Genomic DNA, 25840 nt, shown 5'->3' with positions numbered 1-25840 from the left:
TTTTAGTCCTTGCCGGAGGATGCCATGAACGATGCGTCGGCGACGCCCGCGGGTCCCGTCCTTTCATCGACGGAGCGCGTGAACACGCTGTCGCATTTCCACCGCGCCGAGATCGCGCGCATGGCGGGCTGGCGCGATCGGCTCGACAGGACCACGAACTGGGCGATCACCGTGGTGGCGGCGATGCTCTCGGTTTCGCTGTCGACGGCCAGCGCGCATCATGGCGTGCTGTTGTTCGCCATGCTGCTGATCCTGCTGCTTTTGTGGATCGAGGCGCGCCGCTACCGCTTCTTCGACTTCTACCGCGCACGCGTGCGCCAGTTCGAACGTCACTATTTCGCGCAGATCTTTTCGCCGCAGCCCGACTTCGCCTCGGATTGGCTGCTCATCGTCGGCGAAGGCCTGCGCGCGCCGAAATTCCTGCTGTCGCAACGTGCCGCCCTGGTGCGCCGCCTGCGCCGCAACTACATTTACCTTTTCCTCATCCTGCTGTTGGCCTGGGTATTGAAGATCTCGACACCCAGCCTGCAAACCGTCGGCACCAGGGTCGGCTTTGGCGGTTCGCTGCGCGAAGCGGTCGACAGCGCCGCCCTTGGTCCCATACCAGGCATCGCCATCGTCGCGTTCGTGGCCGCGTTCTACATTGGGCTGCTTGCCATAGTCGTGTTCGCGGCCGGCGACGACGGCGAACTCGCCTTTGGCGATGTCCACGTCTGACCGGATGATCGACTTCCAATTCCGGCAACAGGCGGCTGCAACGCAAAGGCCGGCCATGCGTTGTCATGGTCAGTCCGCCGCGACGTTTGAGGGAACCCATGAACCGGCAACCGGCAACGACGTCAGGCCGCCTCGCGGCCACCCTCGTGCTGGCCACCCTTGCCCTGGCACCGGCAAGCCGCGCCTTCGCCGCCCAGGCGCCCGGACATGCGTCGGGCATGGGCGGCTCGGCCGAGGGCCTGTTCGTCGCCGAGATCGTGCTTCTCCTGCTGGTAGGCCGCGGCCTCGGCGAAATCTTCCAGCGTTACGGCCAGCCGGCGATTATGGGTCAGCTGATCGGCGGCATCCTGCTCGGGCCCTCGCTGTTCGGATGGATATGGCCCGACGCCCAGCACCTGATCTTCTCCAGCGATCCGGCGCAGAAGGGCATGATCGATGCGGTGTCCCAGCTCGGCATCCTGCTTCTCCTGCTCCTGACCGGCATGGAGACGGATCTGCGCCTGGTGCGCCGCGTCGGGGCGGCCTGTTTTTCGATCTCGATCACCGGCGTCGTCGTGCCTTTCGCCTTCGGCTTCGCGCTGGCACAATTCCTGCCGGACTCGCTGCTGTCCGACCCGCGGCAGCGCGTCGTCGCCGGGCTGTTCCTCGGCACGGCGCTGTCGATCTCCTCGGTCAAGATCGTCGCCATGGTGGTGCGCGAGATGAACTTCATGCGCCGCAATCTCGGCCAGGTCATCATTTCCTCGTCCATCATCGAGGACACGATCGGCTGGCTGGTCATCGCGGTGACCTTCGGCATCGCCACCAATGGCAGCCTGCAGGTCTTGCCGCTCATCACCACGGTGGCCGAGGTGGCGCTGTTCATGGTGTTTTCCTTCACCATCGGCCGCCGGCTTGTCTTCACGCTGATCCGCTGGAGCAACGACTCTTTCCGCAGCGAATACGCCGTCATCACGGTCATCCTCATCATCATGGGCGTCATGGCGCTGATCACCAACCTGATCGGCGTACACACGGTGCTCGGCGCCTTCGTCGCCGGCATACTGGTCGGTGAATCGCCGATACTGTCCGACCACATTGAGAGCCAGTTGCGCGGCCTCATCACCGCGCTGTTCATGCCGGTGTTCTTCGGCATGGCCGGCCTGTCGGCCGACCTCACCGTGCTTACCGACCCGACGCTGGCGCTGCTGACGCTGGCATTGGTCGCCATCGCCAGCATCGGCAAGTTCGGCGGCGCCTTCCTCGGCGGCCGGCTGGCCGGCATGTCGCTGAAGGAAGCCACCGCCGTCGGCAGCGCCATGAACGCCCGCGGCTCGACCGAGGTCATCGTCGCCAGCATCGGCCTGTCGATGAACATCCTGTCCCACAATCTGTTCACGATGATCGTCACCATGGCCGTCATCACCACGCTGGCCATGCCGCCCATGCTGCGCTGGGCGCTCGGCCGCCTGCCGGTTGGACATGCCGAGAAGCAGCGCGTCGATCGCGAACTGCTCGACGAACGCGGCTTCGTTTCCAGGCTGGAGCGCCTGCTGCTGCTGGTCGACGACAGCCCGGTCGGCAAGTTCACCGCCTACCTTGCAGGCCTGGTCGGCGGCGGCAGCGGCATGCCGACCACTCTGCTTCATCTCCAGGATGGCAGGCTCGCCGGTCAGGTCGGCGACAAAGGCCCGGAACGGGCGTCCAGGGAGGTAAAGAAAGGCGCCGCCAGGAGCGCAAGGGCCGTCAGCAAGGCCGAGGACACGCTTGTCGACAGGGTCCACCTCACAGCCCGCACCGAGCTTCAGGCCAGCGCCGAGACAATCGCCGCCGAAGCCCGCAAGGGCTATGGGCTTCTGCTGGTCGGACTGGAGAACATGCTGACCGACAAAGGCACCTTCAGCGGCGCGCTGAAGGACGTCAGCAGCGGTTTCGACGGCCCGCTCTGCCTCGTGCTGAACGGCGCCAAGGCCGATGGAAAGATGCCGGCGCTGCGCGCCGGAACGACGATACTGGTCCCCGTCAACGGCACCGAGGTCGCGCGCCGCGCCGCCGATTTCGCGCTGGCGCTGGCGCGGCCGCACCGCGCCCGCGTCAAGGTACTCTATGTCTCGCAGGCCAGGCAGGGCAGCCGGCCGGGCACGGTCTCGCACCGCCGGGAGGAAGCCGTGCTCAAGGATGTCGCCGATCTCGCGGACCGCTACGGCGTCGCCGTCGATACCGCGATCCGCACCCGCGCCACGGCGGACAGGGCGATCGCCAGGGAGGTGACCAAAGGCGCCGCGATGGTGGTGATGGGTGTCACCCAACGGCCGGGCGAAGAGCTGTTCTTCGGCGACACCGCGACGGCGGTGCTCGCCGCGGTCGCCTGCCCGGTCGTGCTTCTGGCCAGCGAACGCGTCAAGCGGGCCGACGCCAATGCCAACGAGGCGGCGGCCGAAATCAACGCCTGATCATTCCGGCGCAGCTATCGGAACCTACAGACCGAAGAACTGTCGCCCGATCATGTAGCCCAACGCCGCCACGACGAGCGGGAACAGCGCCGGCGCTGCCTTGCTGAAGAAGGAAACTTTCGTGTCCTTGGGCGGCACATAGCGTGCGTTGCCGAGATTCTTGGTCATTGCTACCCCGCGCCAAACCAGACAGTTTTGCGCATGCCGTTATCCCAAACCGCTACGCGGTTCCGGCCGGCATGCATTAGCAGACGCTTATTAACGGCATGGCCAAATTAACGGGTTGCAAAGAAATTCGATCGAATAGGCGACCATTGCGTCAGGAGAATTCCACGCTTCGGGAACCGATCGTGCGCGACCGCTGGCCCGGTCAAGATCATCGTCACCTCGGGCCAGCAACAGCCGGCGCGGACGCTATGCCGAATGGCGGCGTCTTTCCGCCCAAGCCCTATGCGGCTGTTGCAGCCACCATCCAGGGCCTGCTCGACCAGGAACCCGCAGCCCCAAGACATCAGAGCTTGATTCCGTGACCGAAAGACCTGACGTCGCTCGCCAGAACCAGCCTGGCATCGTCGGCAACATAGCCGACATAGCGATAGTCACGGATGAAGCTGATGCGCCCTTCCCGCCACTCCAGCCACATGAAATGGGTTGGCTTCGGGGCCGCCCGATGTTCGAACACCGCGATCACCTCGCGGCCTTCGACCCATGCCGGCTTGAGCCACAGGCCCTCGCTCTTGGCATAGATCGTGAAGAACATCCCAACATCGGCCGCACCTGATCGTGACGGGTGCATGGACTGCTGAAGTCTCACATCATCGGCAAGCAGCGCACGCAAGCCATCCCAGTCGCGCTGGTTGAACAGATCGGTGTAACGGACCACTTTGGCGGAAGCGATGCGCGCATCGGGAAGCCGGCTGGCCTGGGCGTTGATCTCCCGAAGCCGGGCACGGCCGCGCGACAGGTGCGCTTTCACAGCATCGACCGAAATGCCAAGCAGGGCCGCGATCTCAGCCAGGGGCTCATCGAGCACATCTTTCAAGATGATGACGCTGCGCTGGACGACCGGGAGCTCCGCAAAGCGCGACACGGCGGTTTCGATTGCCTCCTTTCGCATCAGCGTCTCCACCGCATCGGCTTTGCTGTCATCGGCGATTTCAAGCGCCGTCTCGATGGGCTCCGCAACGCGGGTTGCGCGGCTGCGCAGCAGGTCCAGCGCCCTGTTGTGGGCAATGCGGAACAGCCAGGGCCTGAGCTGTGGCACCGCGCACAGTTCGTCCAGCGCAACGAAGGCCCGGGCAAAGGTGTCTTGCACCACATCCTCGCCATCGATGACGGAGCCCATCAGGCGCGCGCAATAGCGGTGCAGCTCTGGCCGCAGCGCGGCGGCAAGGGCAAGCAGTCCTTCGCGTCGATCGCGGTCCACACCAGGCTCTCGTTCGTTCAAGCCGCCGCGCCTTCCATGATGGTCACGCCCGCGTCGCCATTGAGGCCGAAGACGACGCCCTCGGCATATTGCGGGTCTTCCAGCACCGAAACCACCCTGTCACCGAACGACCGGGGCGGCATCGGCGCCCCAAAGCGGGTGACGAATTGTTCCGGCGTGATGCCCATGGAGCCTGCGTAGGCGCCTGCCGCGGCGTCGCCGGTTCCGGTACCGAGAATCATCTGCCGCGGCAGGATCGCCTGGAAGCGAATGCCGAGCTTCTTCTCCTGCGAGACGCCATTGGCATATTTGGCCATGAACCAGAGCATGCGCTTGGAGCCGCCATAACCGCCGGACATCTGCGATCCGGTAACGGCAGCACCACTCGATCCCACCAGCACCCGGCTGCCCGGCTTGAGCGGCAGGTTCAGCGCCGCCTGCAGCCAGTACAGGCCAGCCTTGACGTCGGTCTCCCAGGTGACGGAGAAATCCTCCCATCTCAGCTGATCCAGCCGCCCCATCCGGGGTGTGGCGCCAGCATTCAGCACCAGTATGTCAGGGCTGACTTCGCCAAGGATACGATAGGCCGCGTCCTCGTCCGTGACGTCGGCGCCAATCGTGGCGACCCCGAGCCGCGCACGGACCGCCTCCAGCGCTTCGGCGCCACGCGCGACGACCGTCACTTGGGCATCATGCTCGACCAGCGCTTCGACCAATCCCAGGCCAAGCCCACGGCTGCCACCGGTGACCACGATTTTCTTGTCCTTGAGGCTCATCGACCCTGCTCCATTGCTTCACTGTAGCAAAGACGTTTGAGCATCGGGAAAAGAGTCAGCCCCGCGCCGATCAACCTGTTCGACTACCGCCTACTTGTCGCTGTTTTCGAAGGCACCGATGCCTTGCGCGATGAGGTTGGTGGCCATGACCAGCGAGATGATCGCGGCCGAGTTGAAGACCACCACCCACCATTTGCCGCCGGTGAGGAAGCCGTAGCCGTCGGCGATCGCCAGCCCCCAATCGGCCGATGGCGGCTGGATGCCGAGGCCGAGGAAGCTCAGCGTCGCGATCGAGAAGAAGGCGTAGCCTAGCCGGGTGATCAATTCGATCAGGATGGTTTCCCGCACATTGGGCAGGATTTCGAGGAACATGATCGCCAGGCGTCCCTCGCCGGCGAGCCGGGCGGCGCTGACATAGTCGCGCTCGCGCTGTTCGCGCGTGGCGGTGCGCACGGTGCGCGCCACTAGCGGCGCATAGGCAAGGCCGATGACCGCGATGACGGTGAGGTTTGACGGGCCGATCGCCACCAGCGCCATCGTCACCAGCACGATGAAGGGCAGCGACATGACGGCATCGAGCAGCCGTGCGCCGACCGCATCGACCAGGCCGCCGAAGGTGCCGAGCACCAGGCCGATGACGCTGCCGGCGGCCACGCCCGCCAGCGTCGCCAGTGGCGCCACCAGCAGGATGTCGCGCGAGCCGACGACGATGCGCGAAAGCACGTCGCGCCCGAGCTGATCGGTGCCGAACCAGTGCACCGCGTCGGGCGGCGTCATCATCGACAGGAAATCCTCGGCATAGGGATCGAACGGCACGAACCGCGCGCCGAACACCGCACAGGCAACCCACAACAGCAGCACCACCGAGCCGATCGCGGTCGACGGCGCCAGATCGGGCAAAAAACCGCGCAGCCGGCCGACCCAGGAGAGCCTGATGTCACCGAGCATGGGAGACTGGGCGAGATCGGTCATGGCGCGTTGCGCCGGCGCTGGCGCGGGTCGAGCAGCGCCTGCAGGAGATCGCCGATCGCGGCCGTCGACACGAAAATCGCAGCCATCACCAGCACGCCGGCCTCGAGCATCGGGAAATCGCGCGCCTTGGCGGCGCTCAGCACCAAATTGCCGAGACCCTGTATGCCGAACAGCGCCTCGATCACCACCAGCCCGCCAAGCAGGAAGCCGCTTTGCGTGGCGATGACCGCCACCGTCGGCACCATCGCGTTGCGCAGCACATGCTTGAACAGCACCTGCGAGGGGCTGAGACCCTTGAGGATCGCGGTGCGCGTATAGTCCGCGCCGCGCGCCTCGATAACCCCTGCCCTGGTCATGCGCGCCACATAGCCGATCAGGTTCAGCACCAGCGGCAGCGCCGGCAGGATGAGATAGTAGCTGGACGTCCAGAAACCGGACCCATTGGGCGCGGCACCGGTGATCGGAAACCAGGCCAGCCACAGGCCGAAGACCATCAGCAACAGCAGGCCTGAGACGAAATCGGGCACGATCGAGAGCGAGACGCCGGTCAGCACGATCAGCCTGTCGGCAAGGCTCCCCGAGCGCAGGCCCGCGACGACGCCGGCGCCGATGCCGACCGGCACCAGGAACAGCAGCACGACGCCGGCCAGTGCCGCGGAGTTCCTGATGCTCGACAGAACGAACGGCGCCACCGGCGCGCGCATCGACAGCGAGTCGCCGAAGTCGCCCGTGATGGCCCGGCTGAACCAGTGCCAGTACTGCGCAAGAATCGGCTGGTCGGTACCGAGCTTGCGGTTCAATTCGGCGACCGCCTGCGCATCGGCGAACGGGCCGAGCATGACGCGGCCGACATCGCCGGGCAGCACCTGCCCGGCGAGGAAGACCAGCGCGCTGACCAGCCACAGCGTCAACAGCAGCGAGCCTGCGCGTACCGCGAGCGGCCGCGCCATCGAGGCGATGCCGCTCACACGAACGACACCTTGTCGAGCAGCAGATGCGAGATCGCGGTGAAGCGCACGCCCTCCACCTTCGAGGAGACGATGCGGCTGTATTGCGAGAAATAGCTGATGATCAGCGGCGTCTCGTCGAGCAGCAAATTCTGGATCTTGCCGGCGGCGAACCGTTGCGCCTGCAGGTCGCGGGCCTTGCCGTAGTCGATGAGCAGCGCGTCATAGTCCGGACTGTTGAAATGCGCCGCGTTCCAGGCGCCCGAGCTCTTCAGCGTCGCGTTGAGGAAGATATCGGGCGTACCGCGATGACCGAAATCGGTGATGCCGAGATTGGAGTCCAGCCATGGCGAGCTGCCGAACGTCGCCGAGCCGTAATAGGCGTCCTGCGGCAGCACGTTGAGCTTGATGTCGATGCCGGCCTTCCTGGCGAAGTTCTGGATGATCACGGCATAGTCGGGAATGTCGTAGGCGCGTTCGGTGGTCAGCGTCACCTCGAAGCCGTTGGGCACGCCGGCCTCGCCGAGCAGCCGCTTGGCCTCGGCGATGTCCTGCTTGCGCTGCGGCACGGACGGATCGGCCGACGGGAAGATCGGCGCGAACGGCGTGTCGTTGCCGACGACGGCGCGGCCCTTGAGCAGGCCCTTGACCACGGCCTCGCGGTCGATGGTCAGCGCCAGCGCGCGCCGCACGCGCTTGTCGGTGAACGGCGCCTGGTCGGTCCGCAGATGCGCCGGATCATGCGAGCTGGCCTGCACGCTGAGCAGCTTGAAATTGGGATTGCCTTCGATCGCCAGCTCAAGCCGCGTGGTCGAGGGGATGACGTCAAGCTGGCCGGCCTGCAGCGCCAGCACCTGCGCCTGCTCGTCGTCGAAGAACTTGATCTCGACGCGGTCGGGCAGCGCCTTGTCACCCCAATAGTCCGGGTTGCGCACGAAGCTCGCGCCCTGCTTGGGGCGGAAGGACTCCAGCTTGAAGGGACCCGTGCCGTTGAAGGTCCTCTCGAAATCGCCGGCATAGTCGGCCGGCACGATGACGGCATTGTAGACGTCGGAGGAAACGTAGAACGGGAAGTTGCTGTTCGACTGGTCGAGATCGAAGGCGACGGTTTCGTCGTCGACGACCTTGGCGCCGCCCTTGGAGAGAATGCCCTTGTAGGCCGACAGCGCCGACGAGCCGCTGGCCGGATCGACCAGCCGTTCGAAGCTTGCCGCCACGTCCTTGGCGGTGACGGTGCGGCCGTCGTGGAACTTCACGCCGGGCCTGAGCTTGAACGTCCAGCGCCTGGCCGTCTCGTCGGCTTCCCAGGACAGCGCAAGCTTCGGCTGCAGCCCGTCCTTGGGATCGTCGAGGATCAGGTACTCGCCGACCTGGCTGATCACGCCGATGCTGGCCGGATCGGTGATCGTGACGGGATCGATCGCCTTGGTCGGCTGGCCGAGCCCGACACGGACCGTGCCGCCAGGCGTCGCCGCGCTTGCCGCGCCCGGTGCGAACAGGCCATGCGAGGCGGCAAAGCCGGTGAGGCCTAGAAGTGCCGCGTATTTCAGGAGGTCGCGGCGCTTGAGGAAGCCCTGCGCATATTCGTCGACCGCGACATTCCAGATGTCGCCGGTATGGCCGCGCGTCGACTGGTTGCGCAGCAAATCGATGTCGGAACGTTTCGTCATTGTCAGTCTCTCGTCAATTGGAGGATGGGGGAGAAAAAGCCGCCGTCAGGCCGGCTGGCCGTCGAGATGGATGCGGTCGACCGCTTGCGGATAGAAGGCGATCAGCCCTTTGATCCTGGGCATTTCGTCGATCGGGTCGCGGTAGCTCCAGGCAATGTCGGGGCGCACCGAACCGTCCTTCAAAAGGCCCGACCAGTAGGAGGCGATGCCCTTGTAGGGACATCGCGTCGTCGAGTTGGACGCCGTCAGCCGCTCCAGCCGGACATCCTCCGGGCGCAAATAGAAGCGCGTCGGCAGATGGGTCTCGAACAACAGCACCGGCCGGTGGCTGTCGGCGATGATGTCGCCGTCGAACCAGACCTGCACATGGCTGGAACTGTGCAGCACATCGATGCGCGCATAGGGATCCCGGGCATGGACGAAGACTTCCTCTTCCTCCTCGAACCACTGGTCGACCGCCTTCCAGGTGAAGGCGATGCGGCCGGCGAGCGGCGCCAGGCTTTCATCCGGGGGTGCCGTGAACGACCACGCCGCATGGGCGGCGCGCCTGTCGCCGCTGTCGATGTCCCAATAGGCGGTCTCGCCGCCGACGGCGTGCGGCTCGCGATGCGGCGACGGCTTCAGCACCGACGCATCGACCGAGGATGGCGGGAAGAAATAGATCGGCAGGAAATGGTTGGAGCGCAGCACCAGCACATTGCGGCTGTCGGCGATGGTGCGGCCGCCGAACTTGACGCGCACACGCTTGGGGCTGTGCAGCACATTGACGAGACGCGGAGCGGTCGCTTCGCGCGGCTGGAGATTAGGGGCTGCGGTCATGGCTGCCTCCTCAGGACACGGCGCGCTGATTGGCGCGCTGCTCGGCGAAGCGGTTGGCGGGGCGGTCAAGGCCGAAGCGATCGCGCAATGTGCCGGGCGCATATTCGGTCGGGACGAGGCCGCGCCGCTGCAGTTCCGGCACCACCTGCTCGGCGAAATTCACCCAGTCCTCGGGCAGCAGCGGGAACATCAGGTTGAAGCCGTCGGCGGCGCCCGAGATGAACCAGTCCTCGAGCTGGTCGGCGATCTGCTTCGGCGTGCCGGCGACCGTCGGCACCGAGCCGCTGTTGGCGAGTTTGCGGGCGATGTCGCGCAGGCTGAGATTCTGCTTCGACCATTGCTTGACGCGGTTGAGCGAGGTGCGCCCGCCATTGAAGGTGCTCTCGTCCGGCAGCGGCGGCAGCGGCCCGTCCGGCGGATAGGCCGAGAGGTCGATGCCGCTCCAGCTCGACAACAGGTCGATGCCGACCTGGTCGGGGAGAAGCGTCTGCAGATATTCCTGCTTGTCCCGGCCTTCGGCCTCCGAGGCCGCGACGACAGGCAGGATGCCGGGCAGGATCTTGAAGCTCTCCGGCCGCCGGCCATGGCGCGCCAGCCGCTCGTTGATGTCCTGGCGGTATTTGATGCCGTCTTCCCGGGTGCTGTAGATGGCGAAATGCGCATCGGCATGGGCGGTGGCGAAATTCTTGCCGTCCTCGGACGAGCCGGCCTGGACGATCAGCGGATGGCCCTGCGGCGGCCGCGACACGTTGAGCGGCCCGCGCACCTTGAAGTGCTTGCCCTTGTGGTCGATCGGATGGACCTTGTCGGGATCGGCGAAGAACCCCGTCTCCTTGTCGATAAGGAGCGCCTCGTCCTCCCAGCTGTCCCACAGCGCCTTGACGATATCGAGAAATTCGCCGGCGCGCTCATAGCGGAAGGCGTGCTCGATATTGCCGTCGCGGCCGAAATTGCGCGCCTCCTCGTCCATCGCCGAGGTGACGACGTTCCACGACGCCCTGCCCTTGCTGATATGGTCGAGCGAGGCGAACAGGCGCGCGACATTGTAGGGCTCGCTGTAGGAACTCGACGCCGTGGTGATCAGGCCGATATGGCTGGTCACGGCGGCCAGCGCCGACAGCAGCGTCAGCGGCTCGAGGCGGGCATTGGCATAGTGCGCGACGCCGCTCTTGACCGAATCCCAGATCGACACGTGGTCGGCGACGAAGATGGTGTCGATGCGTGCCCGTTCGGCCGCCTGCACCAGCTCGCGATAATAGTCGAAATCCAGCACTTCGCGGCCCGGCGCGCGCGGGTGACGCCATGCCATGCGGTGGTCGCCCTGCGGATTGAAGAAGAACGCGCTGAGGATCATGTGCGACATCTCTGTTCCTTCCCTGCGGATGCGGAAAACCGCCAGTGCGGCGGCCTGTGGCCGCGCCCCGAAAATTGTCCAGTCAGCGAAAGTTAGATTGCGCCCAGGCTTAATTCGAGTAATTTTATAGAGATTGTTTCATATGAAAGCGGAAGCGATTGCCCCTGATCGCGGCGCGCGCAGAAAGTGGTTTCCGGTCGTCCCCATGTCTTCGGTTTTGACAACAATGTCTTCGGTTTTGCCAACAATGCCTTCGGTTTTGCCAACAATGTCGTCAGTTCTGAACGTCGAGCACCTCTCCGTTTCCTATCGCGGAGCCAGGCACCGCGCGGTCGACGATATCTCGCTCAAGATCGGCCAGGGCGAAGCGCTCGGGCTGGTCGGCGAATCCGGTTCCGGCAAGAGCTCGGTGGCGCTGGCGGTGCTGCGCTATCTGCCGAGGCATGCCCGGGTCGAAGCCGCGCAACTGGCCTTCGAAAACCGCGAGATCCGCGACCTCTCCGCCAACGAGCTGCGCCGGCTGCGCGGCGACCGCATCGCCGCCGTCTACCAGCATCCGGGCTCGGCGCTGAACCCGAGCATGACCATTGGCGGCCAGATCACCGAGACGATCCTGCGCCACCGCCCGATGCATCACGACGATGCGTTTGCGCGCGCTGCGCAACTTCTGAGCCGCGTGCGCGTCGCCAATCCCGAACGCGTGCTGCGGCTCTATCCGCACGAACTGTCGGGCGGCATGCAGCAGCGCGCCAACATCGCCATTGCGATCGCGCTCGACCCGGCGCTGCTGGTGATGGACGAGCCGACGACGGCGCTCGACGCCAGCGTCCAGTCCGAGATCATCGCCATCCTCGACGATCTGCGCCGCGAGCACCGCACCAGCATTCTGCTGATCAGCCACGACATCAATCTGATCCGCCGTTCCTGCGACCGGGTCTCGGTGATGCAGTCCGGCTCGATCGTCGAAACCGGTGCCGCCGAGGAGGTTTTCGACAGCCCGCGTCACGCCTACACGCGGGCGCTGGTCGCCGCCATTCCGACGCTCAACCGCACCAAGCGCGACGGCAGGCTGGCCGAGGATGCGAGCCCCGTGGACATAATCTCCGACGCGCCGGCCGGGGAGCCAGCGGAAAGCGCCCTGCCCGCACCGCGGCGCGAAACCGCCCTCTCTTGCCGGGGCATAAGACAATCCTTCGGCGGCCAGCCGGTGCTGCACGGCATCGACCTCGACATCGCCAGCGGCGAGACCTTTGGACTGATCGGCGAGTCCGGTTCCGGCAAGTCGACGCTGGCCCGCATCGTCACCGGCCTGCAGCCGCCGACGGCGGGCACGGTCGAACTGTTCGGCAAGGCCGTGGCGCCGTTGGTCGAGCGGCGCCGGCCCGGCGAGCGGCGCGACGTGCAGATGGTGTTCCAGTCACCCGACCGCACGCTCAACCCGCGCCAGCGCATCGGCCGCATCCTCGGCCGGCCGCTGCGCCGGCTGGCCGGCCTGCCGCGCCGTGCCGTGCCGCAGCGCGTCGGCGACCTCCTGGCCTCGGTGCGCCTCGCCCGCACGACATCCCGGCAGAAGCCCGGCACGCTGTCCGGCGGCCAGCGCCAGCGCACGGCCATTGCCCGCGCCTTCGCCGGCCTGCCAAGGCTGGTGGTGCTGGACGAGCCGACCTCGGCGCTCGACGTCTCGGTGCAGGCGACCGTGCTCAACCTGCTCAACGACCTGCAGAAGAAAGGGGATACCGCCTATCTCTTCATCAGCCATGACCTCAGGGTCGTGCGCTACATGGCAGACCGCATCGGCGTGCTCTATCGCGGCCGCCTGGTCGAGACCGGTTCATCCGACCAGATCTTCGCCGGCCCCAACCATCCCTACACGCAGTTGCTGCTGGCGGCCTCGTCCAACGACGGACAGGCCGCCACCATGGCCGAAGCACAAACCGCCACCGCGCCCGGCGGCTGCGCCTTCGCCGGCCGCTGCCCGCTGGCCGACGCCGGCTGCCACGCAGCCGAGCCTGTCGCCCGGGAAGTCGCATCGGGCCATTTCATCGCTTGCTGGAAGCACGCCGGTTGAGGGTGGCCCCGAGATAAAGCCGGCGCGCCGGCGATTTGAGCAGCTTCACGCCGAGCGCTAAATCCGGCAGACCGCCATGACGAAGAACTCGCGGTAGCAGAAGTCGGGATCGTCGAGCAGGCGATCGGGCCGCTGCTTCAGCTCCCGCCAATAGGCCTGGTCGGCGTCAGGCAAGGCGTAGCCAGGCGCGACGCTGGCAAAATAGGCCAGCAGGTCGCGAACATAGTCGCGCGTGAAGCGAGGCACGGGCGCCCAGCGCTCGACCAGCCAGCCCTTGCGGCTGACGACCTCCAGGCCCGCCTGCCGCAGCCGCGCCGGAAGCGTCGAACCGCAATCGGTGCCGAGCACGCCCCGGTCGCGAAACCCCTGCAGCCTGGCGGCCATGAAGCGCGCCAGCAGGGCCAGGTCCATGGGCAGGATCTGCAGGATCGTCGAATCGAAATCCTTGACGGCGAAGATGCCGCCCGGCTTCAGCACGCGCCTGGCCTCGCCGACGGCAAGCTCGAACTCGGCCGGCGTCAGATACTGCATGACATTGCCGGACCAGACGCAATCGAACGATGCGTCGGCGAATGGCAGCGACAGGATGCTGCCGACACGCGTGGCAATTTCCGGCGGCTCGGGCAGCGTGCCCGCGAGCGCCTCGACCCGGCCGATGTTTTCAGGCGCGAGGTCGAGCGCGGCGATGAAGCCGGATGGGCCGACGGCCCTTGCGATGAGCGGCAGGAAGCCGCCGCTGCCGCATCCGGCGTCGAGCACGCTCCAGCCCGGGCGGATACCGGCGTCGCGCAAGGCCGCCTCATATTCGGGCCGCGACGATTCGAAATGAAGATCGAGCCAGCCGGCCTCGCTCGCTTCGTGACCGGTGGACGTTTGGTTCCTGGCAGACAAATGATGACCCCCCATGGCGGGCGGGATAGAAGCGCACCCAACGCCATCACGCAATGCCCTGCGAAGCAGGCGACGCCGGTCTACGCCGGCAGCGTCGGCTCGGTGTTCGGCTCCAGCGCCTCTTCCGCCTCATGCTCGTCCGGAAGCACGTCGCCATGCACCCCCAGCGGCCGGCCGATCCAGACCGGATCGACCAGATGGTCGCGCTTGGGATTGTTCGTGTTCGGGTGGATGAGGATGCTCAAGCCGCCATGGTTCAGCATCAGCCACGGAACCAGCGCGCCGAAAATCCCGGTTGCGAAGGAGACCTGGTACATGGCCTGCTCATGTGGGCCGACTTGTCTGTCGTGCCAACTGCCCAGGCGCACGCGGAACCGTTCGGCGATGCGCAGACGCAGCCATTCGGCATGCTGCCGCTCGGCCTGCCCGTCGAAATAGATATGGGCGTGATAGCTGGCGATCTCGGCAAGCGGCCTTGGACTGTCTTGGCTCATCTCGATGCCCTCCTCGCGGCGTGTCCGGCCATTCAGCCCAAGAACGCGGCTTTAAGCAAGGCCGCTCGAGCCGCCGGGAAGACCGGCAATGGCTGGACGCGGTTCTGATCGGCCAGGCAACCGTCACGCCGCTCGCGCCGCCAGGCTTTCGGCCCCGCGCACATCGTGTAGTCTGACGGTTTTCTCAGGGGAATATGACATGATGAACACCGCCGAAACCCTGCCCTATCTGTCGTCGGCGGTTCTCGATCGCCTGGCGATCTCCACGCCTGAAATCGTCGACGAGATCGAGCGCCAGATCGTCGGCCAGAGGCGCGGCGAAGTCTGGTGCGCGCCGAAGGCCGCCGTGTGGCCGGGCGACGACCGCTACTTCATGGCCACGCTCGGCGTCGCCTCAGTGCCATCAGTGCTGGCCACCAAGTCCCTGGTGGTGAACCCGCGCAACGCCGCGCGCGGGCTGGCGACGCTCAATTCGCTGATCACCCTGCTCGACGCAGAGACCGGCCTGCCGCTGGCCCTGGTCGACGGCAATTGGGTGACGGCCAAGCGCACGGCGGGCCTCAGCGCCGTCGCCGCCAGGCGCATGGCAAGGCATGATGCGTCGTCCGTCGCCTTCATCGGCTGCGGGGTGCAAGCGCGCGGCCATTTGGAGGCATTCGCCGACCTCTTTCCGCTGCGCGAAATCCGCGCCTTCGGCCGCGGCAAAAGCAATCGCGACGCGCTCTGCGAAATGGCGCGGTCGCGCGGCTTGAACGCAATCCCCTGCGACACGGCAAGGGAAGCGGTGGAGGGCGCCGACATGGTGGTGTCGACGGTGACGCTGGTGCCCGAACCCGAACCGGTCCTCGATGCCAACTGGCTGAAGCCAGGAAGCTTCACCGCCATCACCGACCTCGCTTTGCCCTGGCTGCCCGCAACCATGCGCCGCCTCGACCGCATCGTCGTTGACGATCTGGAGCAGGAGAAGCAGATGCCCAAACCCATGGTCGACCCCACGCTGGTCGCCGGCGACCTGACAGGCCTGGTCTGCGGTGATTTTGCGGGGCGGCAGGGCCCAGGCGAGACCACGGCGTTCGTGTTCCGGGGCATGGCTGTCGGGGATCTGGCGGTGGCGGGGTTGGCGTATATGCGCGCGCAGGCGGCGGGGGTGGTTGGGAAGTAGGGGCAAGGGAGGGAATGGGTTTCGGTACGGATCGCATCAGGCCGAAGTTCGCGACCGGGATTCGCGCTTCGCTGGCGTCGTGGGCAATGAAGAGCGTTTCCGCGTGCGCGCCGGGGCGTTGGCACCGGCAAAGTCGGATGACTAGGCGCGGCGGGGGATGCGATCCTTGCGGGCAGGCGCGAGATTGAAGAGGGGATTGCGGCGACCACAGCGACGTTGCGGGAGAGGCAGACGTTTTTGTTGTGAGGTGGGGCCACATGACGAAGATTGGACCCCAAAGTCGACCTTCGCAGCCGGCTCCCAAACGGCTATTTCACGACGCATGTCGGCTGTGGCCGAGCAATTGCAGCCCCTAGAGGCAATCGGTGCGTAGGAGTGTGACTAGTGCGCCAGCTATATCTGAAACGGATCGCCGGTTAGGACGAGAACCGACAGATCTGGCTTCGAAGATCGCAGCGCACCAACATCCGCAATATAACGCTTTGGCTCTGCATAAGGAATCGCAACGCCAGAAGTTGTATCAACGGAACGCATCTTCATTTCGAAACAAGCTAATGCGCTTCCGACAGTTATCAGTTTACTCGCGAGCGGTGTAACAACAAGACGGCTACCACCGATGACAGCTAGCGTGCTTCGGAAGCGTAGCATTGCCTCTAGTAATTGCCTGTACACCTCAAATGGGTGACCCTCATGAACATAAATAATATTACTGAGTGGCGTCTGCCGTTTTACAAAAAGCGCGTTGTCATACTCCGTGAGGAGTTTGTCACCTCTCCGCGGATCTCTTGATGGATGTGGTAGAACAGGACAAATTTCCGCCCAATCAGGGATGTTGCTTTCGACCTTCAACACTTGCGCGAGGCGATTTTCCCCAAGTATTGGAAACCACGCCATCGGCATATCTCGCAACGTCTCTGATTGAAAAGCCTCCGAATAACCCGGTATCAATACGAGATCATTACTTGGGTCCAGAGCTGCGATTTTGCTATCGAGTTCCGGATCTTCACCGACCAAAACCTGGAAGGTCACGCCCTGACGCGTCAGTCGGTCTTGACTATCCGTCGCAGGGACGATCCGGGCCAAGATAGAAAGAAGAATTGTGAGATAGACAATTCGAGGCAGCGAGCTGACATCGAGGATGACGTCGGTAACGTCGTCTAGATATGTAAGGATCTTGGATGCGCCAAGCCGCAGCATGATGGTCGCATTCAGCTCCTCGTCATCTTCTATTTCGTCGATGAAGTAGGTTTCGACCTTGCCAACACGACAGAATATTTCTTCCAGAATGCCTGCATTTTCTTCCGTCAACTCTTCGAGTTCAGACGACAACTGATAACCGCCAAAGCCGACAAGAAGAAGGGTCGCCTGTTCAATCTGGCATCCAGACGCGTTCAGCCGCTCGACATATTTGGAAATGACATCGTTTGCCCTCAGGTCGAAACCGCGACCAGCGATGTACAGAAGACGCATCGGACGATGGTTCGTTTTACGATCCGCATACATATCATCCCACAAGTCTTCGACCGCGACTCCGCGACGGAAGACATAGTTCTCCCAGATCATGTCATCGACCTCCCAAGCTGAGCTTTGCTGCAGGCTGATAGCCGCCTTCCATCCAGTCCGATAACTTCTGGATTGTGGTTTCCTGCCAACCTCCATATTGGAGCGGCAAGGAGAAGTGCGCGCAGAGTGTTCTGTTAAGGTAGAACACAGTGCCACCTTCGCGGTTGGTGCTTGCCGCACTTTCTCGAGTTACCAAAAGGTTTTCGGCGACGCATTCGAAGAGCACCTTTTTCAACTTGCCGATCTTGGTCTGGTCCTGGGTGCGCTCAAATTTCGAGAGCTCAGAGTTGGACAGCCGCACGCCGGTTACACCTGGAGCGTAGGGGGCATTGGGCTGGAACGTCCGGTCCCGACAGAATAAGCCGATCGAATCCAGCAATCGCTGAGCCATGGTCCCATCCTTGTGGTTGCGCGTTATGAAATCACGTTTGCTTGCGGCAGCCTCCTTGAATCTTTTTTCCTGCTCCTGCGGCAGCAACTCCCGGGACGCCCGTTGTCGAAGAACCTGCTTGGCCTTCATTCCCTCGTAAAGCGCTGCCGCCAAAGACAAAAGCTCTTCAATATTATTTGTTGCCAGTGTGCATAATCTCTCGATGCCATAATAATATGGGAATTTCTGCTCGAAATTGAGAAAAATCTCAGCAGCACCTTTTGCCGCGGCACTGTCACGCTCTTGAAGCTCTTCAGTTGGAAGCGGAGTTAGCTCAAACGAAAGCTGCTTGTCTGCCTCATCTCGCGCGATTAGGATTCTGGTTACATACAGGTTTATGATTGCGTCAAGGCTTGGCGTAGGCGGTCCAATTGCTGCATTGGCCAACCAATCCGAATAACGGATATTTCGCTTATGCCGGACGGCGAAGACGTTGAACAACGACTGCGCTTCCACATAGGCATCGTTCAACTCGTTGAGCGGAAAGTTCTCCTGAAGGTATTGCGCGAACGCCTGACCCGGAACGACAGTTTGCATTTGAAATCTTCGATCAAGGATGCTCTGCGCGAAGGCTATGAACTGTCTGTTGTTGCTGCCGGTCCCCCACAACTCCTCTAGCGCGTATTCACGCACATCACGGCCACTTCTTGCGCCTTGGGATAGAAACTCGTCGCCAAACGCGATGGTTCGGCTCGCCAGCCACACCGGAATAGACGGTCGCAGCGTGACCAGTTCATCGATCAAAAGCGAGCGCTGTGCCTTTCGTAGGGCCTGAACATCGTCGATCATCAACAGCCGGTTTACCGCAACGTCCCGACCTTTGTAAGAGAAACGGACAGATTGCAGCCATAACACCGATTCAAAGCGGGCATGGGAGGGGGGAGGATCTTCCGCCCTGCTCGAAGATAAGATGTCAAGATGCTCGTAGACGGCCCTCTCGCTGTCTTCGGCCCATTTCATCATAGTTGCTGCGGTATCGTGAAGAGGGATGGCCCTCAATCCATTGGCATCGGCAGCATAGTGTAGTTGCACGTTTTCAAGCGCATCGGGCATACCGTTATTGAGGAATTCTGACAGGCTGCGTAACGTGCGCATTACAATGCGGCAGTCCAGGAGTGCCCGAAACAACTCAGTGCTGGCATTCGACGCGCCGGGGGGCAGATCCGCATAGCCCGACGAGCAAGATACCATAACGCCCAATGTGACGGGCCCATCCTCTTCACCCAACACGCCCCGGTCGACCAGGAATTTGTACGTTTCTGCCTGATTGGGTCCGGCGTTCCAAAACGCCCGCAATGAGTTAGGGGTAAAGGCCCGCAATATTGTCGACTTGCCGCCGCCAGGCGGGCTGCGAAAAATGTGGACCGCACCCTTAAAACAGTCCTCATGGAGCTTTTCTAGGATTTTGGGCGAGAACAGGTGAACGAAGTCCTGATCGGACGTTGTCCGCTCAGACATACGTTCAAGAAAGGGATTAGCGCGATATGCCATTACAGCTCTCGATGCCTGCTTACCCTAGGAAACAGACCGAAGAACGACCTGTCTTCCGGGCCCCACAGCGCATAGATCGAATTGTTCGGGGTATTATGAGACAGGATTAACGGGAGCGCGCACGCCGCGAAGCCAAGCTTTGCGTCGCGTGTGCCCCCTATCCTGATGTGTTCGTCACTAGCTCGTTCGTCGTAGTATCGATCCTGTTTGGCGATCTCGATAATTGGAGCGTCGAGGGGCGCCGAGAGTGAGCTATATTTCTCGATCGGATGAAGCACATGTACTTTCAGTGGCTTATAGCCCTTTTCGTTCGTGAACCGCTCTGACCAGTACTCAATGTGGTCGATCGCTTGCCTAGTCGCGACATATAGAAGGAGAGACACTTCATAGTAGTTCGGGTTGATCAGGTCACCCTCATAAATTCGCTCATAAATCTTCTTTATTTTTCCTTTAAATTTGCGCTCTTCTGCATCATACCGGATATATGTGTTGCCACTCCCAGAGAAATCATCCACTAGCCAAACGAGACTAAAACGCTCCTTGTCACTTTGACCAGCACCGGCGCGCGGAATGAAGTTTCCGGTCGTCAGAGATTTGTGAAGCGCTGCCAGCATGTCCTCCGCCTTGGCGTCTCCTAGCTCATAAGCCTGCCAGATCTGCTCATTACTGATGGCTCCGTTGCTGGCCCGTCTAAGTTCGTTAGTATGAGCGCCGTCGCTCAGCCCAAGATAAAGCGACCGGATTCTCAACTCCTCGAAACGGGGGTGCGTCGCCAATGAAGCGACCTTGTGTGGCGCTATTTCATTTTCCTCGGCGACCAACCGGAGTCTGTCTTGAACGATCACATCGGAGTAAGAAAGTTTAACAAGGTGGGAAATCTCGCGTTCGGAGATAAAGATCAGCTTGTCTCGAACCAATTCGAGCGCCACCGGCCGATCATCCTTGTCGAATTGATTTAGCCACAAAGCCAAGCTTTCGACAAATTGTTTTCCTGGCCCGAACCGTTGATAGTGATTATATTTATATTCAGCCAGCAATTGAAGAACGGTAGCGTTACGTCCAACAACTTCGGAATCCTTCCAGTCCATCACTTGAGCGAGGAGAGCTTGAGCGTTGACGTCTTTCATTCTTCCTGACCGGAAAGCGAGAAGCTGAAACTCCCCTCATTAGAGGTCTGCATACGGTCCAGATACCACAAGGTCGCATCAACATCTCTCTTAAACCGAGGTGCTAGTTTCCAACCACGGTCAAGACGTCTCGATGGAAGATCGACGCTGAGGGAGAAGCGATGCTGCAGCAACGACGAGTCGTTTCCCGGCCACGCGCCCAAATCACCCATCGTGACGATTTCGTAGGGATCTATGCGCTCGCGTTGCACAATGTTTGCGACAACGTGCGATTTGCTGACCCCGCTTGCAAGGATATCAATGGAATGTTTGCTTCTAAGAATAGTACCGGTTTCAAGCCCCGATTGCTTCATTGCGTCCGCAACGACGAACCACATGTCCTCGGTGCTGACTCCATTCTGGAAGCGTACGCTCAACTGATGGGGAGGGTTTTCTCGTACAACGTAAATTGGCACACCACTAGACTTCAAGCTCGCCACAATCCGTTTCGCATGAATGAGGAAATCATTCAAACCTGCCTGTGCGGGCGGTCGGTGGCCGAGTTCGCCGATCCAGCCGCCATTGTAAAGACCCATTCGAATTCGCGGCCAAATAGACTTATCGAACAGACTCTCGAAGCTCTCTGCTATCGAGCCGCCGCGTCCTGAAGCAATTCCGATCATGACGCCGGCTTCGGCCAACCGCCGAATATGGGCGCAAATCGCCTCGGGCGGCGGTGTATCCACTGCATTTGAGCTGCACAATGTTCCGTCGTAGTCGAAGACCACCGCTCGAAACTTCTGGCTCTCCAGTGATGCTTCTGCCTCTAGCCGGGCTCGGCGAATTTTGCCGCTGCTGCGACGACTTGGCCACCTGGCACCCAGAACCTCATATTTGGAGTGTTCGCCGCGGATCTGTTCTTCTTCAGGCGGCGGTACCAATTCGCTCAGCTTCGCATAGTACAGTTTGCGGCCAAGCTCGGAGATCGTTGGTTTGGCGATATCCTTCCCTGCGGCATTTGCGACTTTCGAAACAAGATGCATGCCGCCCAGAAGGCCCGCGATCAGATCTGTCGGAGTCGATCCGTTCAGCGGCATTTCAAATGTCGCCACTTCGCGAGGGACCTGCGCGCGCATGTCCTGCCAAAGTCCTCCAACAGTTGGCTCTGTGATCACTAGAAGCGCCGTGTCCTTGGATCGCTCAGTGAGCCACAGGTGTCTCCCGTGTGCAAACGAACGGAAATCGGCAAGTTGAATGAAGAGCAGAGCGGATTCTGCAAACCTCGATTCAAGATCTTCGGCAATGGGCCGGAGGCGCGGCGAAAAAACGATGATCATGCTTCTACGAGTAACGGCCTCGCTGGCAAACGTGCCCGCACTTTCCAACCATTCGAACAAAGAGAGTTGATCGAAGCGGATGTCAGACATCCTGAAAAGGTTAGGCGGGCCATCCTTGTCGAGTTCGCCGAATGCTCGCGCAACTAGGGAGGCGCTCAAGGCAAGGCTGTTGGTCGCGAGATATCCGTCCTTCTGGGCTAGATCGAATACGTGCGGGGTGACGTCATTCATAGACCGGACCAGATCCATTAACGGGCTGTTCTGCCTGTTAGTGATCACATGGACAGCCCGAGAGCTATGCTGACGAGCTCGCTGCAATGCCTCCAATATGTCTGGGTTTTTGCCTTCAGCGGAGAAGATGAAAATCGGGCTGGTGGACGCCAAAGTCGGATTGCAGATCAGTTCAAGCGGGGTAATCGGCCGTGAAATGCGGCCTGTATAGGCTTCGTGGAGGCTGCATAGAAGGGAGGCAACAGTGTAGGAGCCGCCAGAACCCACGGCAATGACACTCGATTGGCTTGCTCCGGCGATCGCCGATTTGAGAGGCTCGATCGACTCAGCAAGTGCTCTGTCGAGGCTTGCTTGCAGTTGTTCCAGTTCGATTTCATATGGCGTCATCAGGAATCAGCGCGCATTTAAGCAAACAGATTGCTGTTGATCGACTGCTTCTTCCCGTTTTGATCGCGGAGCGTGCCCTACTGTGTGACCGGAAATCTGGTCCCGTAATTCCATAAGCATGATACCCAGCATATTTTTGCCTTTGCCGTTGATCTCTCCCCAAAGTCGATTGACGGCATTGTTCACGGAGCCAACTTCGACCAGCCTTTTCGTACCAGTGGAAACTAGGATTTGCGCCAGATCAGAATGTTGCGTGAACTTGGCACGGAGGACTCCCCGCATACGGTCAAACTTTATGCTCGCCCAGTTGGGAACCACGTCCCACGTGTAAAGACCGTGTGCGGCCATGGCCGCAAGCGAAGGACTCGGTGCGGCCAAAATCCATTCGCGAACTGCAGGTTTGAGGGCCTTTCCGGCTTGGTACGCATGTTCGGATGTGGGGAAAATGCGCCCCTCGAACTCGATCTCCCGCCGATAAAGATTGCTTAATACGCCATAAGGGCGCTCGTTGGCCCGATAGAATGAGATAACATCCGCTTCAGGCTGAGCGTTCAAGGCTATTTTTGTGGATTTCATTCCGTCGCAGCGCTCCGACTTCATCCTCTGATGGTCCTACTCCCGCGATTAGCATGTCGCATGCCATACGCCCATGCACCAACCTCGAAAATGGCGGTGGCCGTTCCACCGATATAATCGCTACGGTACATTGTCATGTTGCCGAGCGAGACTGGTAGCTTTTGCCATCAGGGGCAAGGCAATCAACCGCAAGGATTGCCGGAATACGATCAAGAGTACTAGCCATCAGACGCTGCGAAGGGCCGCATGATTCGGCCTTTGTTCTCGAGCGAGAGAGGTCTGTAACGGGTCAGACCAATAAATCGGCCCTCTTTCAGGTCAGCGTCCACCTACAGTGCATAACAGTCATGGGAGCCGCATGACTTGCCGGCGGAACTGGTAAGCAATTGCCAAGCCAATTCGAGCCGTTTCTCAAGTCCACGCTACTGGCCGGATCCCGATCAACGACCGCAGCAGCGAGCCTCCCCTCACCCCCCAGCCAATCTCGGCAGCAGAAAAATCTCCGCCCCCTCCGGCAGCTTCTTGCTCCACGTATCGCGATAGATCGTCCCGTCGATCGCAACCGCAATCCCCCGATCGATCCACGGCTCAAACCCGGGATACTGTTCAGCCAGTTTCCTGAACAGTTCCCTGATGTCCTTGGCTTCAACCTCGACCTTGCTCTTGCCGCCGGCGAGCTGGCCGAGCGCGCCCCAGAGGGTGACTTCGACCATTAGACCTCGCTTTACTCTCCCCGTTCCGCCTCGATCGCCGCCAGGATGCGTGGCGGCGACATCGGGATGTGGGTCATGCGCACGCCGGCCGCGTTCGACACCGCGTTGGCGATCGCCGCCAGCGGCGGCACGATCGAGGTTTCGCCGACGCCGCGCACGCCATAGGGGTGGTTGGGGTTGGGGATTTCAAGGATCTGCGTGTCGATCATCGGCAGGTCGGAGCACACCGGGATGCGGTAATCGAGGAAGCCGGCATTCTGCAGCCTTCCGTCCTTGCCGTAAATATACTCCTCGTTGAGCGCCCAGCCGATGCCTTGCGCCGCACCGCCCTGGTACTGGCCCTCGACATAGGTCGGGTGCACCGCCTTGCCGGCATCCTGCACCACCGTGTAGCGGATCACCCGGGTCGAGCCGGTCTCGGGGTCGACCTCGATGTCGCATATATGGGTGGCGAAGGAGACGCCGGCGCCGTCGGCGACGAGCTCGCTATGGCCGGCGATCGGCCCGCCGGTCTTGCCGGATTCGGCCGCGATCTCCTTCAGCGACAGTTTGCCGAGATTGCCGTGCTTCTCGCCCTTGGCGACCGCGTGTCCCTGTTCCCAGACCACGTCGTCGACGGAAATGTCCCACATCTGCGCGGCGCGCTCGCGCAGGATCTTGATCGCGTTGCGGGCGGCCGAGATGGTCGCCATGGAGGAGGAGAAGGTGCCGCGGCTGCCGTCGGTCATGTCGTTGTAGCCGAGGGATGAGGTGTCGGCGACGATGGCCTTGACGTGCTCATAGGCGATGCCGAGTTCCTCCGCCGCCACCAGCGACAGCGACGCGCGCGAGCCGCCCACGTCCACCGTGCCGACGGCGAGCGACACCGAGCCGTCCATGCCGATGTTGAGGTCGGTGCAGGTCTGGCCGCCGAAATTGAACCAGAAGCCGCAGGCCATGCCCCTGCCCTGGTTTTTCCTGAGCGGCGCCTTCATGTGCGGATGGTTCTTCACCGCTTCCAGCGTCGGGCCGATGCCGATCGGGCCGTAGACCGGGCCGTAGGACGAGCGCGTGCCTTCCTGCGCGGCGTTCTTGATGCGGAAGTCGACCGGGTCCATGCCGAGCTCCTTGGCGAGCTCGTCGACCGCGCTTTCGACCGCGAAGGCCGCCATCGGCGCCGACGGCGCGCGATAGGCCGCGGTCTTCGGCCGGTTGACCAGCACTTCGTAGCCGACGGTCTTGACGTTATCGAGCTTGTAGCAGGCGAAGGCCGTCATGGCGCCGATTTCGGCCCAGGAGCCGGCATAGGGGCCGGCGCTGTAGCGCAGCGTCGCTTCGGCCGCGGTGATGGTGCCGTCCTTGCGGGCGCCGATCTTGACGTCGATCGAGGTGGCGCTGGTCGGCCCCGAGGCGCGGAACACCTCGTCGCGGGTCATCACCAGCTTCACCGGCCGTCCGGCCTTGCGGGACAGGGCAAGCGCCACCGGCTCGGCCCAGACATGGGTCTTGCCGCCGAAGCCGCCGCCGATCTCCGACGAGGTGACGCGCAGCTTCGAGGCTTCCATGCCGAGCAGCTGGGCGCAGTGTTGGCGATAGACGAAATGGCCCTGCGTGCAGACCCACAGGTCGGCGGTGCCGTCGGACGAGACGCTCGCCACGCAGGCATGCGGCTCGATATAGCCCTGGTGCGTCTGCTCGGTCTTGAACGAGCGCTCGACGATGAAGTCGGCCTGGCCGAAACCCTGGTGGACGTCGCCATGGCCGAACTGGCTGCGCTTGGTGACGTTGGAGGGTTTTACCGGCTTTTCCTCCAGGCCCTCGGTGAAGATCGTGTCGTTGATCAGCGGGGCGTGGTGCTGCATCGCCTCGTCGACATCGGTGACATGCGGCAGGATCTCGTATTCGACCTCGATCAGCTTCAGCGCCTGCCTGGCCGTGCGGGCATCGACGGCGGCGACCGCGGCCACCGCATGGCCGTCATAGAGCGCCTTGGTGCGCGCCATGCAATTGTCGAGGATGTCGTACATGGCGGCATCGCCATCGGTGAGGTCGGGCAGGTCTTTCGCCGTGATCACCGCCTTCACGCCGCTCAGCTTTTCCGCCTTCGAAATGTCGATCTTGCGGATGATCGCGTGTGCGTGCGGGCTGCGCAGCACGCGGCCGACCAGCTGGCCGGCCATGTTGAAGTCGGCGCCGTAGCGGGCGCGACCCGTCACCTTGTCGACGCCGTCGGGACGGATGGGGCGCGTGCCGACGGATGCGAATTTACGCCCGGAAAAACGCGGATCGAAATTCATCT

At 62.4% G+C, this 25840-nt stretch carries 21 protein-coding genes; 4 read left to right on the top strand and 17 right to left on the bottom strand.

Annotated elements, in window-relative coordinates; translation table 11 throughout:
- The first annotated feature begins 24 nt into the window (after positions 1–24).
- Together FJV83_RS09955 and FJV83_RS09950 are read left to right on the top strand one after the other, a co-directional pair.
- Positions 25–717, top strand: coding sequence for a DUF2270 domain-containing protein (locus FJV83_RS09955; RefSeq protein ID WP_095790478.1), 693 nt, complete (start codon positions 25–27; stop codon positions 715–717).
- Between the two features lie 98 nt (positions 718–815).
- A complete protein-coding gene (locus tag FJV83_RS09950) occupies positions 816–3149 on the top strand; it encodes a cation:proton antiporter (RefSeq protein WP_246691840.1) in 2334 nt (777 codons plus the stop codon).
- A 24-nt stretch (positions 3150–3173) separates the two neighbouring features.
- Here FJV83_RS09950 and FJV83_RS09945 read toward each other — a convergent pair whose 3' ends face one another.
- The 8 genes from FJV83_RS09945 to FJV83_RS09910 all read right to left on the bottom strand — a co-directional run bounded on the left by FJV83_RS09945 (position 3174) and on the right by FJV83_RS09910 (position 11122).
- Positions 3174–3317 (bottom strand): hypothetical protein, encoded by a 144-nt coding sequence (locus FJV83_RS09945; RefSeq protein WP_095774938.1) that lies wholly within the window; start codon positions 3315–3317, stop codon positions 3174–3176.
- A 343-nt stretch (positions 3318–3660) separates the two neighbouring features.
- Positions 3661–4596 carry a sigma-70 family RNA polymerase sigma factor gene (locus FJV83_RS09940; protein WP_142885415.1) on the bottom strand — a complete coding sequence of 312 codons (936 nt, stop codon included), beginning with the start codon at positions 4594–4596 and terminating at the stop codon, positions 3661–3663.
- The gene (locus FJV83_RS09935) at positions 4593–5351 is read right to left on the bottom strand and encodes an SDR family NAD(P)-dependent oxidoreductase (RefSeq protein WP_142885414.1); all 759 of its coding nucleotides are present in this window, start codon (positions 5349–5351) and stop codon (positions 4593–4595) included. The genes FJV83_RS09940 and FJV83_RS09935 overlap by 4 nt, the downstream gene beginning before the upstream one ends.
- Positions 5352–5441: 90 nt before the next feature.
- Positions 5442–6323, bottom strand: a complete 882-nt coding sequence (locus FJV83_RS09930; protein ID WP_142885413.1) for an ABC transporter permease — start codon at positions 6321–6323, stop codon at positions 5442–5444.
- Entirely contained in the window at positions 6320–7273 is a 954-nt protein-coding gene (locus FJV83_RS09925; RefSeq protein WP_142885577.1) for an ABC transporter permease, read from the bottom strand. The genes FJV83_RS09930 and FJV83_RS09925 overlap by 4 nt, the downstream gene beginning before the upstream one ends.
- Before the next feature lie 14 nt (positions 7274–7287).
- The gene (locus tag FJV83_RS09920) at positions 7288–8940 is read right to left on the bottom strand and encodes an ABC transporter substrate-binding protein (protein WP_142885412.1); all 1653 of its coding nucleotides are present in this window, start codon (positions 8938–8940) and stop codon (positions 7288–7290) included.
- 45 nt (positions 8941–8985) lie between these two features.
- Positions 8986–9759: a DUF427 domain-containing protein gene (locus FJV83_RS09915; RefSeq protein WP_095774943.1), complete on the bottom strand. Its 774-nt coding sequence runs from the start codon at positions 9757–9759 to the stop codon at positions 8986–8988.
- A 10-nt stretch (positions 9760–9769) separates the two neighbouring features.
- Positions 9770–11122 carry an LLM class flavin-dependent oxidoreductase gene (locus tag FJV83_RS09910; RefSeq protein ID WP_142885411.1) on the bottom strand — a complete coding sequence of 451 codons (1353 nt, stop codon included), beginning with the start codon at positions 11120–11122 and terminating at the stop codon, positions 9770–9772.
- A 259-nt stretch (positions 11123–11381) separates the two neighbouring features.
- On the opposite strand from FJV83_RS09910, the gene FJV83_RS09905 reads away from it, so the two are divergent.
- Complete coding sequence (locus FJV83_RS09905) at positions 11382–13181, top strand: ABC transporter ATP-binding protein (RefSeq protein WP_142885410.1); 1800 nt, start codon at positions 11382–11384, stop codon at positions 13179–13181.
- Between the two features lie 57 nt (positions 13182–13238).
- Here the strand turns inward: FJV83_RS09905 and FJV83_RS09900 are convergent, their stop codons facing one another.
- The gene (locus FJV83_RS09900; protein ID WP_246691839.1) at positions 13239–14072 is read right to left on the bottom strand and encodes a class I SAM-dependent methyltransferase; all 834 of its coding nucleotides are present in this window, start codon (positions 14070–14072) and stop codon (positions 13239–13241) included.
- Between the two features lie 80 nt (positions 14073–14152).
- Positions 14153–14566 carry a DOPA 4,5-dioxygenase family protein gene (locus FJV83_RS09895; RefSeq protein ID WP_142885409.1) on the bottom strand — a complete coding sequence of 138 codons (414 nt, stop codon included), beginning with the start codon at positions 14564–14566 and terminating at the stop codon, positions 14153–14155.
- A 199-nt stretch (positions 14567–14765) separates the two neighbouring features.
- On the opposite strand from FJV83_RS09895, the gene FJV83_RS09890 reads away from it, so the two are divergent.
- Positions 14766–15728, top strand: a complete 963-nt coding sequence (locus tag FJV83_RS09890) for an ornithine cyclodeaminase family protein (protein WP_246691838.1) — start codon at positions 14766–14768, stop codon at positions 15726–15728.
- Between the two features lie 393 nt (positions 15729–16121).
- Here FJV83_RS09890 and FJV83_RS09885 read toward each other — a convergent pair whose 3' ends face one another.
- The 7 genes from FJV83_RS09885 to FJV83_RS09855 form a co-directional block, all read right to left on the bottom strand.
- Complete coding sequence (locus FJV83_RS09885; protein ID WP_142885408.1) at positions 16122–17291, bottom strand: hypothetical protein; 1170 nt, start codon at positions 17289–17291, stop codon at positions 16122–16124.
- 1 nt (position 17292) lies between these two features.
- Positions 17293–19212: a hypothetical protein gene (locus FJV83_RS09880; RefSeq protein ID WP_142885407.1), complete on the bottom strand. Its 1920-nt coding sequence runs from the start codon at positions 19210–19212 to the stop codon at positions 17293–17295.
- Positions 19212–20339, bottom strand: a complete 1128-nt coding sequence (locus tag FJV83_RS09875; RefSeq protein ID WP_142885406.1) for a hypothetical protein — start codon at positions 20337–20339, stop codon at positions 19212–19214. Before FJV83_RS09875 ends, FJV83_RS09880 begins: the two co-directional genes overlap by 1 nt.
- Entirely contained in the window at positions 20336–22273 is a 1938-nt protein-coding gene (locus tag FJV83_RS09870) for an HAD-IIB family hydrolase (protein ID WP_142885405.1), read from the bottom strand. The genes FJV83_RS09875 and FJV83_RS09870 overlap by 4 nt, the downstream gene beginning before the upstream one ends.
- A gap of 6 nt (positions 22274–22279) precedes the next feature.
- Positions 22280–22849, bottom strand: a complete 570-nt coding sequence (locus FJV83_RS09865) for an NADAR family protein (RefSeq protein WP_142885404.1) — start codon at positions 22847–22849, stop codon at positions 22280–22282.
- Positions 22850–23316: 467 nt separating this feature from the next.
- Positions 23317–23562 (bottom strand): MoaD/ThiS family protein, encoded by a 246-nt coding sequence (locus FJV83_RS09860; RefSeq protein ID WP_019859698.1) that lies wholly within the window; start codon positions 23560–23562, stop codon positions 23317–23319.
- An 11-nt stretch (positions 23563–23573) separates the two neighbouring features.
- Complete coding sequence (locus tag FJV83_RS09855; protein WP_142885403.1) at positions 23574–25838, bottom strand: xanthine dehydrogenase family protein molybdopterin-binding subunit; 2265 nt, start codon at positions 25836–25838, stop codon at positions 23574–23576.
- Positions 25839–25840: the final 2 nt, after the last annotated feature.

Source organism: Mesorhizobium sp. WSM4307 (assembly GCF_007003945.1).
Lineage (GTDB): Bacteria > Pseudomonadota > Alphaproteobacteria > Rhizobiales > Rhizobiaceae > Mesorhizobium.
Note: the sequence above shows the minus strand (reverse complement) of the source record. Positions and strands in the feature narration are given on the sequence as shown.

Coding starts and splice junctions, on each gene's coding strand:
- FJV83_RS09955 (WP_095790478.1), top strand. CDS start 25: ATGAACGATGCGTCGGCGACGCCCGCGGGTCCCGTCCTTTCATCGACG.
- FJV83_RS09870 (WP_142885405.1), bottom strand. CDS start 22,273: ATGACGCCATATGAAATCGAACTGGAACAACTGCAAGCAAGCCTCGAC.
- FJV83_RS09930 (WP_142885413.1), bottom strand. CDS start 6,323: ATGACCGATCTCGCCCAGTCTCCCATGCTCGGTGACATCAGGCTCTCC.
- FJV83_RS09935 (WP_142885414.1), bottom strand. CDS start 5,351: ATGAGCCTCAAGGACAAGAAAATCGTGGTCACCGGTGGCAGCCGTGGG.
- FJV83_RS09920 (WP_142885412.1), bottom strand. CDS start 8,940: ATGACGAAACGTTCCGACATCGATTTGCTGCGCAACCAGTCGACGCGC.
- FJV83_RS09885 (WP_142885408.1), bottom strand. CDS start 17,291: ATGATCTGGGAGAACTATGTCTTCCGTCGCGGAGTCGCGGTCGAAGAC.
- FJV83_RS09945 (WP_095774938.1), bottom strand. CDS start 3,317: ATGACCAAGAATCTCGGCAACGCACGCTATGTGCCGCCCAAGGACACG.
- FJV83_RS09895 (WP_142885409.1), bottom strand. CDS start 14,566: ATGAGCCAAGACAGTCCAAGGCCGCTTGCCGAGATCGCCAGCTATCAC.
- FJV83_RS09915 (WP_095774943.1), bottom strand. CDS start 9,759: ATGACCGCAGCCCCTAATCTCCAGCCGCGCGAAGCGACCGCTCCGCGT.
- FJV83_RS09910 (WP_142885411.1), bottom strand. CDS start 11,122: ATGTCGCACATGATCCTCAGCGCGTTCTTCTTCAATCCGCAGGGCGAC.
- FJV83_RS09855 (WP_142885403.1), bottom strand. CDS start 25,838: ATGAATTTCGATCCGCGTTTTTCCGGGCGTAAATTCGCATCCGTCGGC.
- FJV83_RS09905 (WP_142885410.1), top strand. CDS start 11,382: ATGTCGTCAGTTCTGAACGTCGAGCACCTCTCCGTTTCCTATCGCGGA.
- FJV83_RS09950 (WP_246691840.1), top strand. CDS start 816: ATGAACCGGCAACCGGCAACGACGTCAGGCCGCCTCGCGGCCACCCTC.
- FJV83_RS09890 (WP_246691838.1), top strand. CDS start 14,766: ATGATGAACACCGCCGAAACCCTGCCCTATCTGTCGTCGGCGGTTCTC.
- FJV83_RS09865 (WP_142885404.1), bottom strand. CDS start 22,849: ATGAAATCCACAAAAATAGCCTTGAACGCTCAGCCTGAAGCGGATGTT.
- FJV83_RS09875 (WP_142885406.1), bottom strand. CDS start 20,339: ATGAAAGACGTCAACGCTCAAGCTCTCCTCGCTCAAGTGATGGACTGG.
- FJV83_RS09925 (WP_142885577.1), bottom strand. CDS start 7,273: ATGGCGCGGCCGCTCGCGGTACGCGCAGGCTCGCTGCTGTTGACGCTG.
- FJV83_RS09880 (WP_142885407.1), bottom strand. CDS start 19,212: ATGGCATATCGCGCTAATCCCTTTCTTGAACGTATGTCTGAGCGGACA.
- FJV83_RS09860 (WP_019859698.1), bottom strand. CDS start 23,562: ATGGTCGAAGTCACCCTCTGGGGCGCGCTCGGCCAGCTCGCCGGCGGC.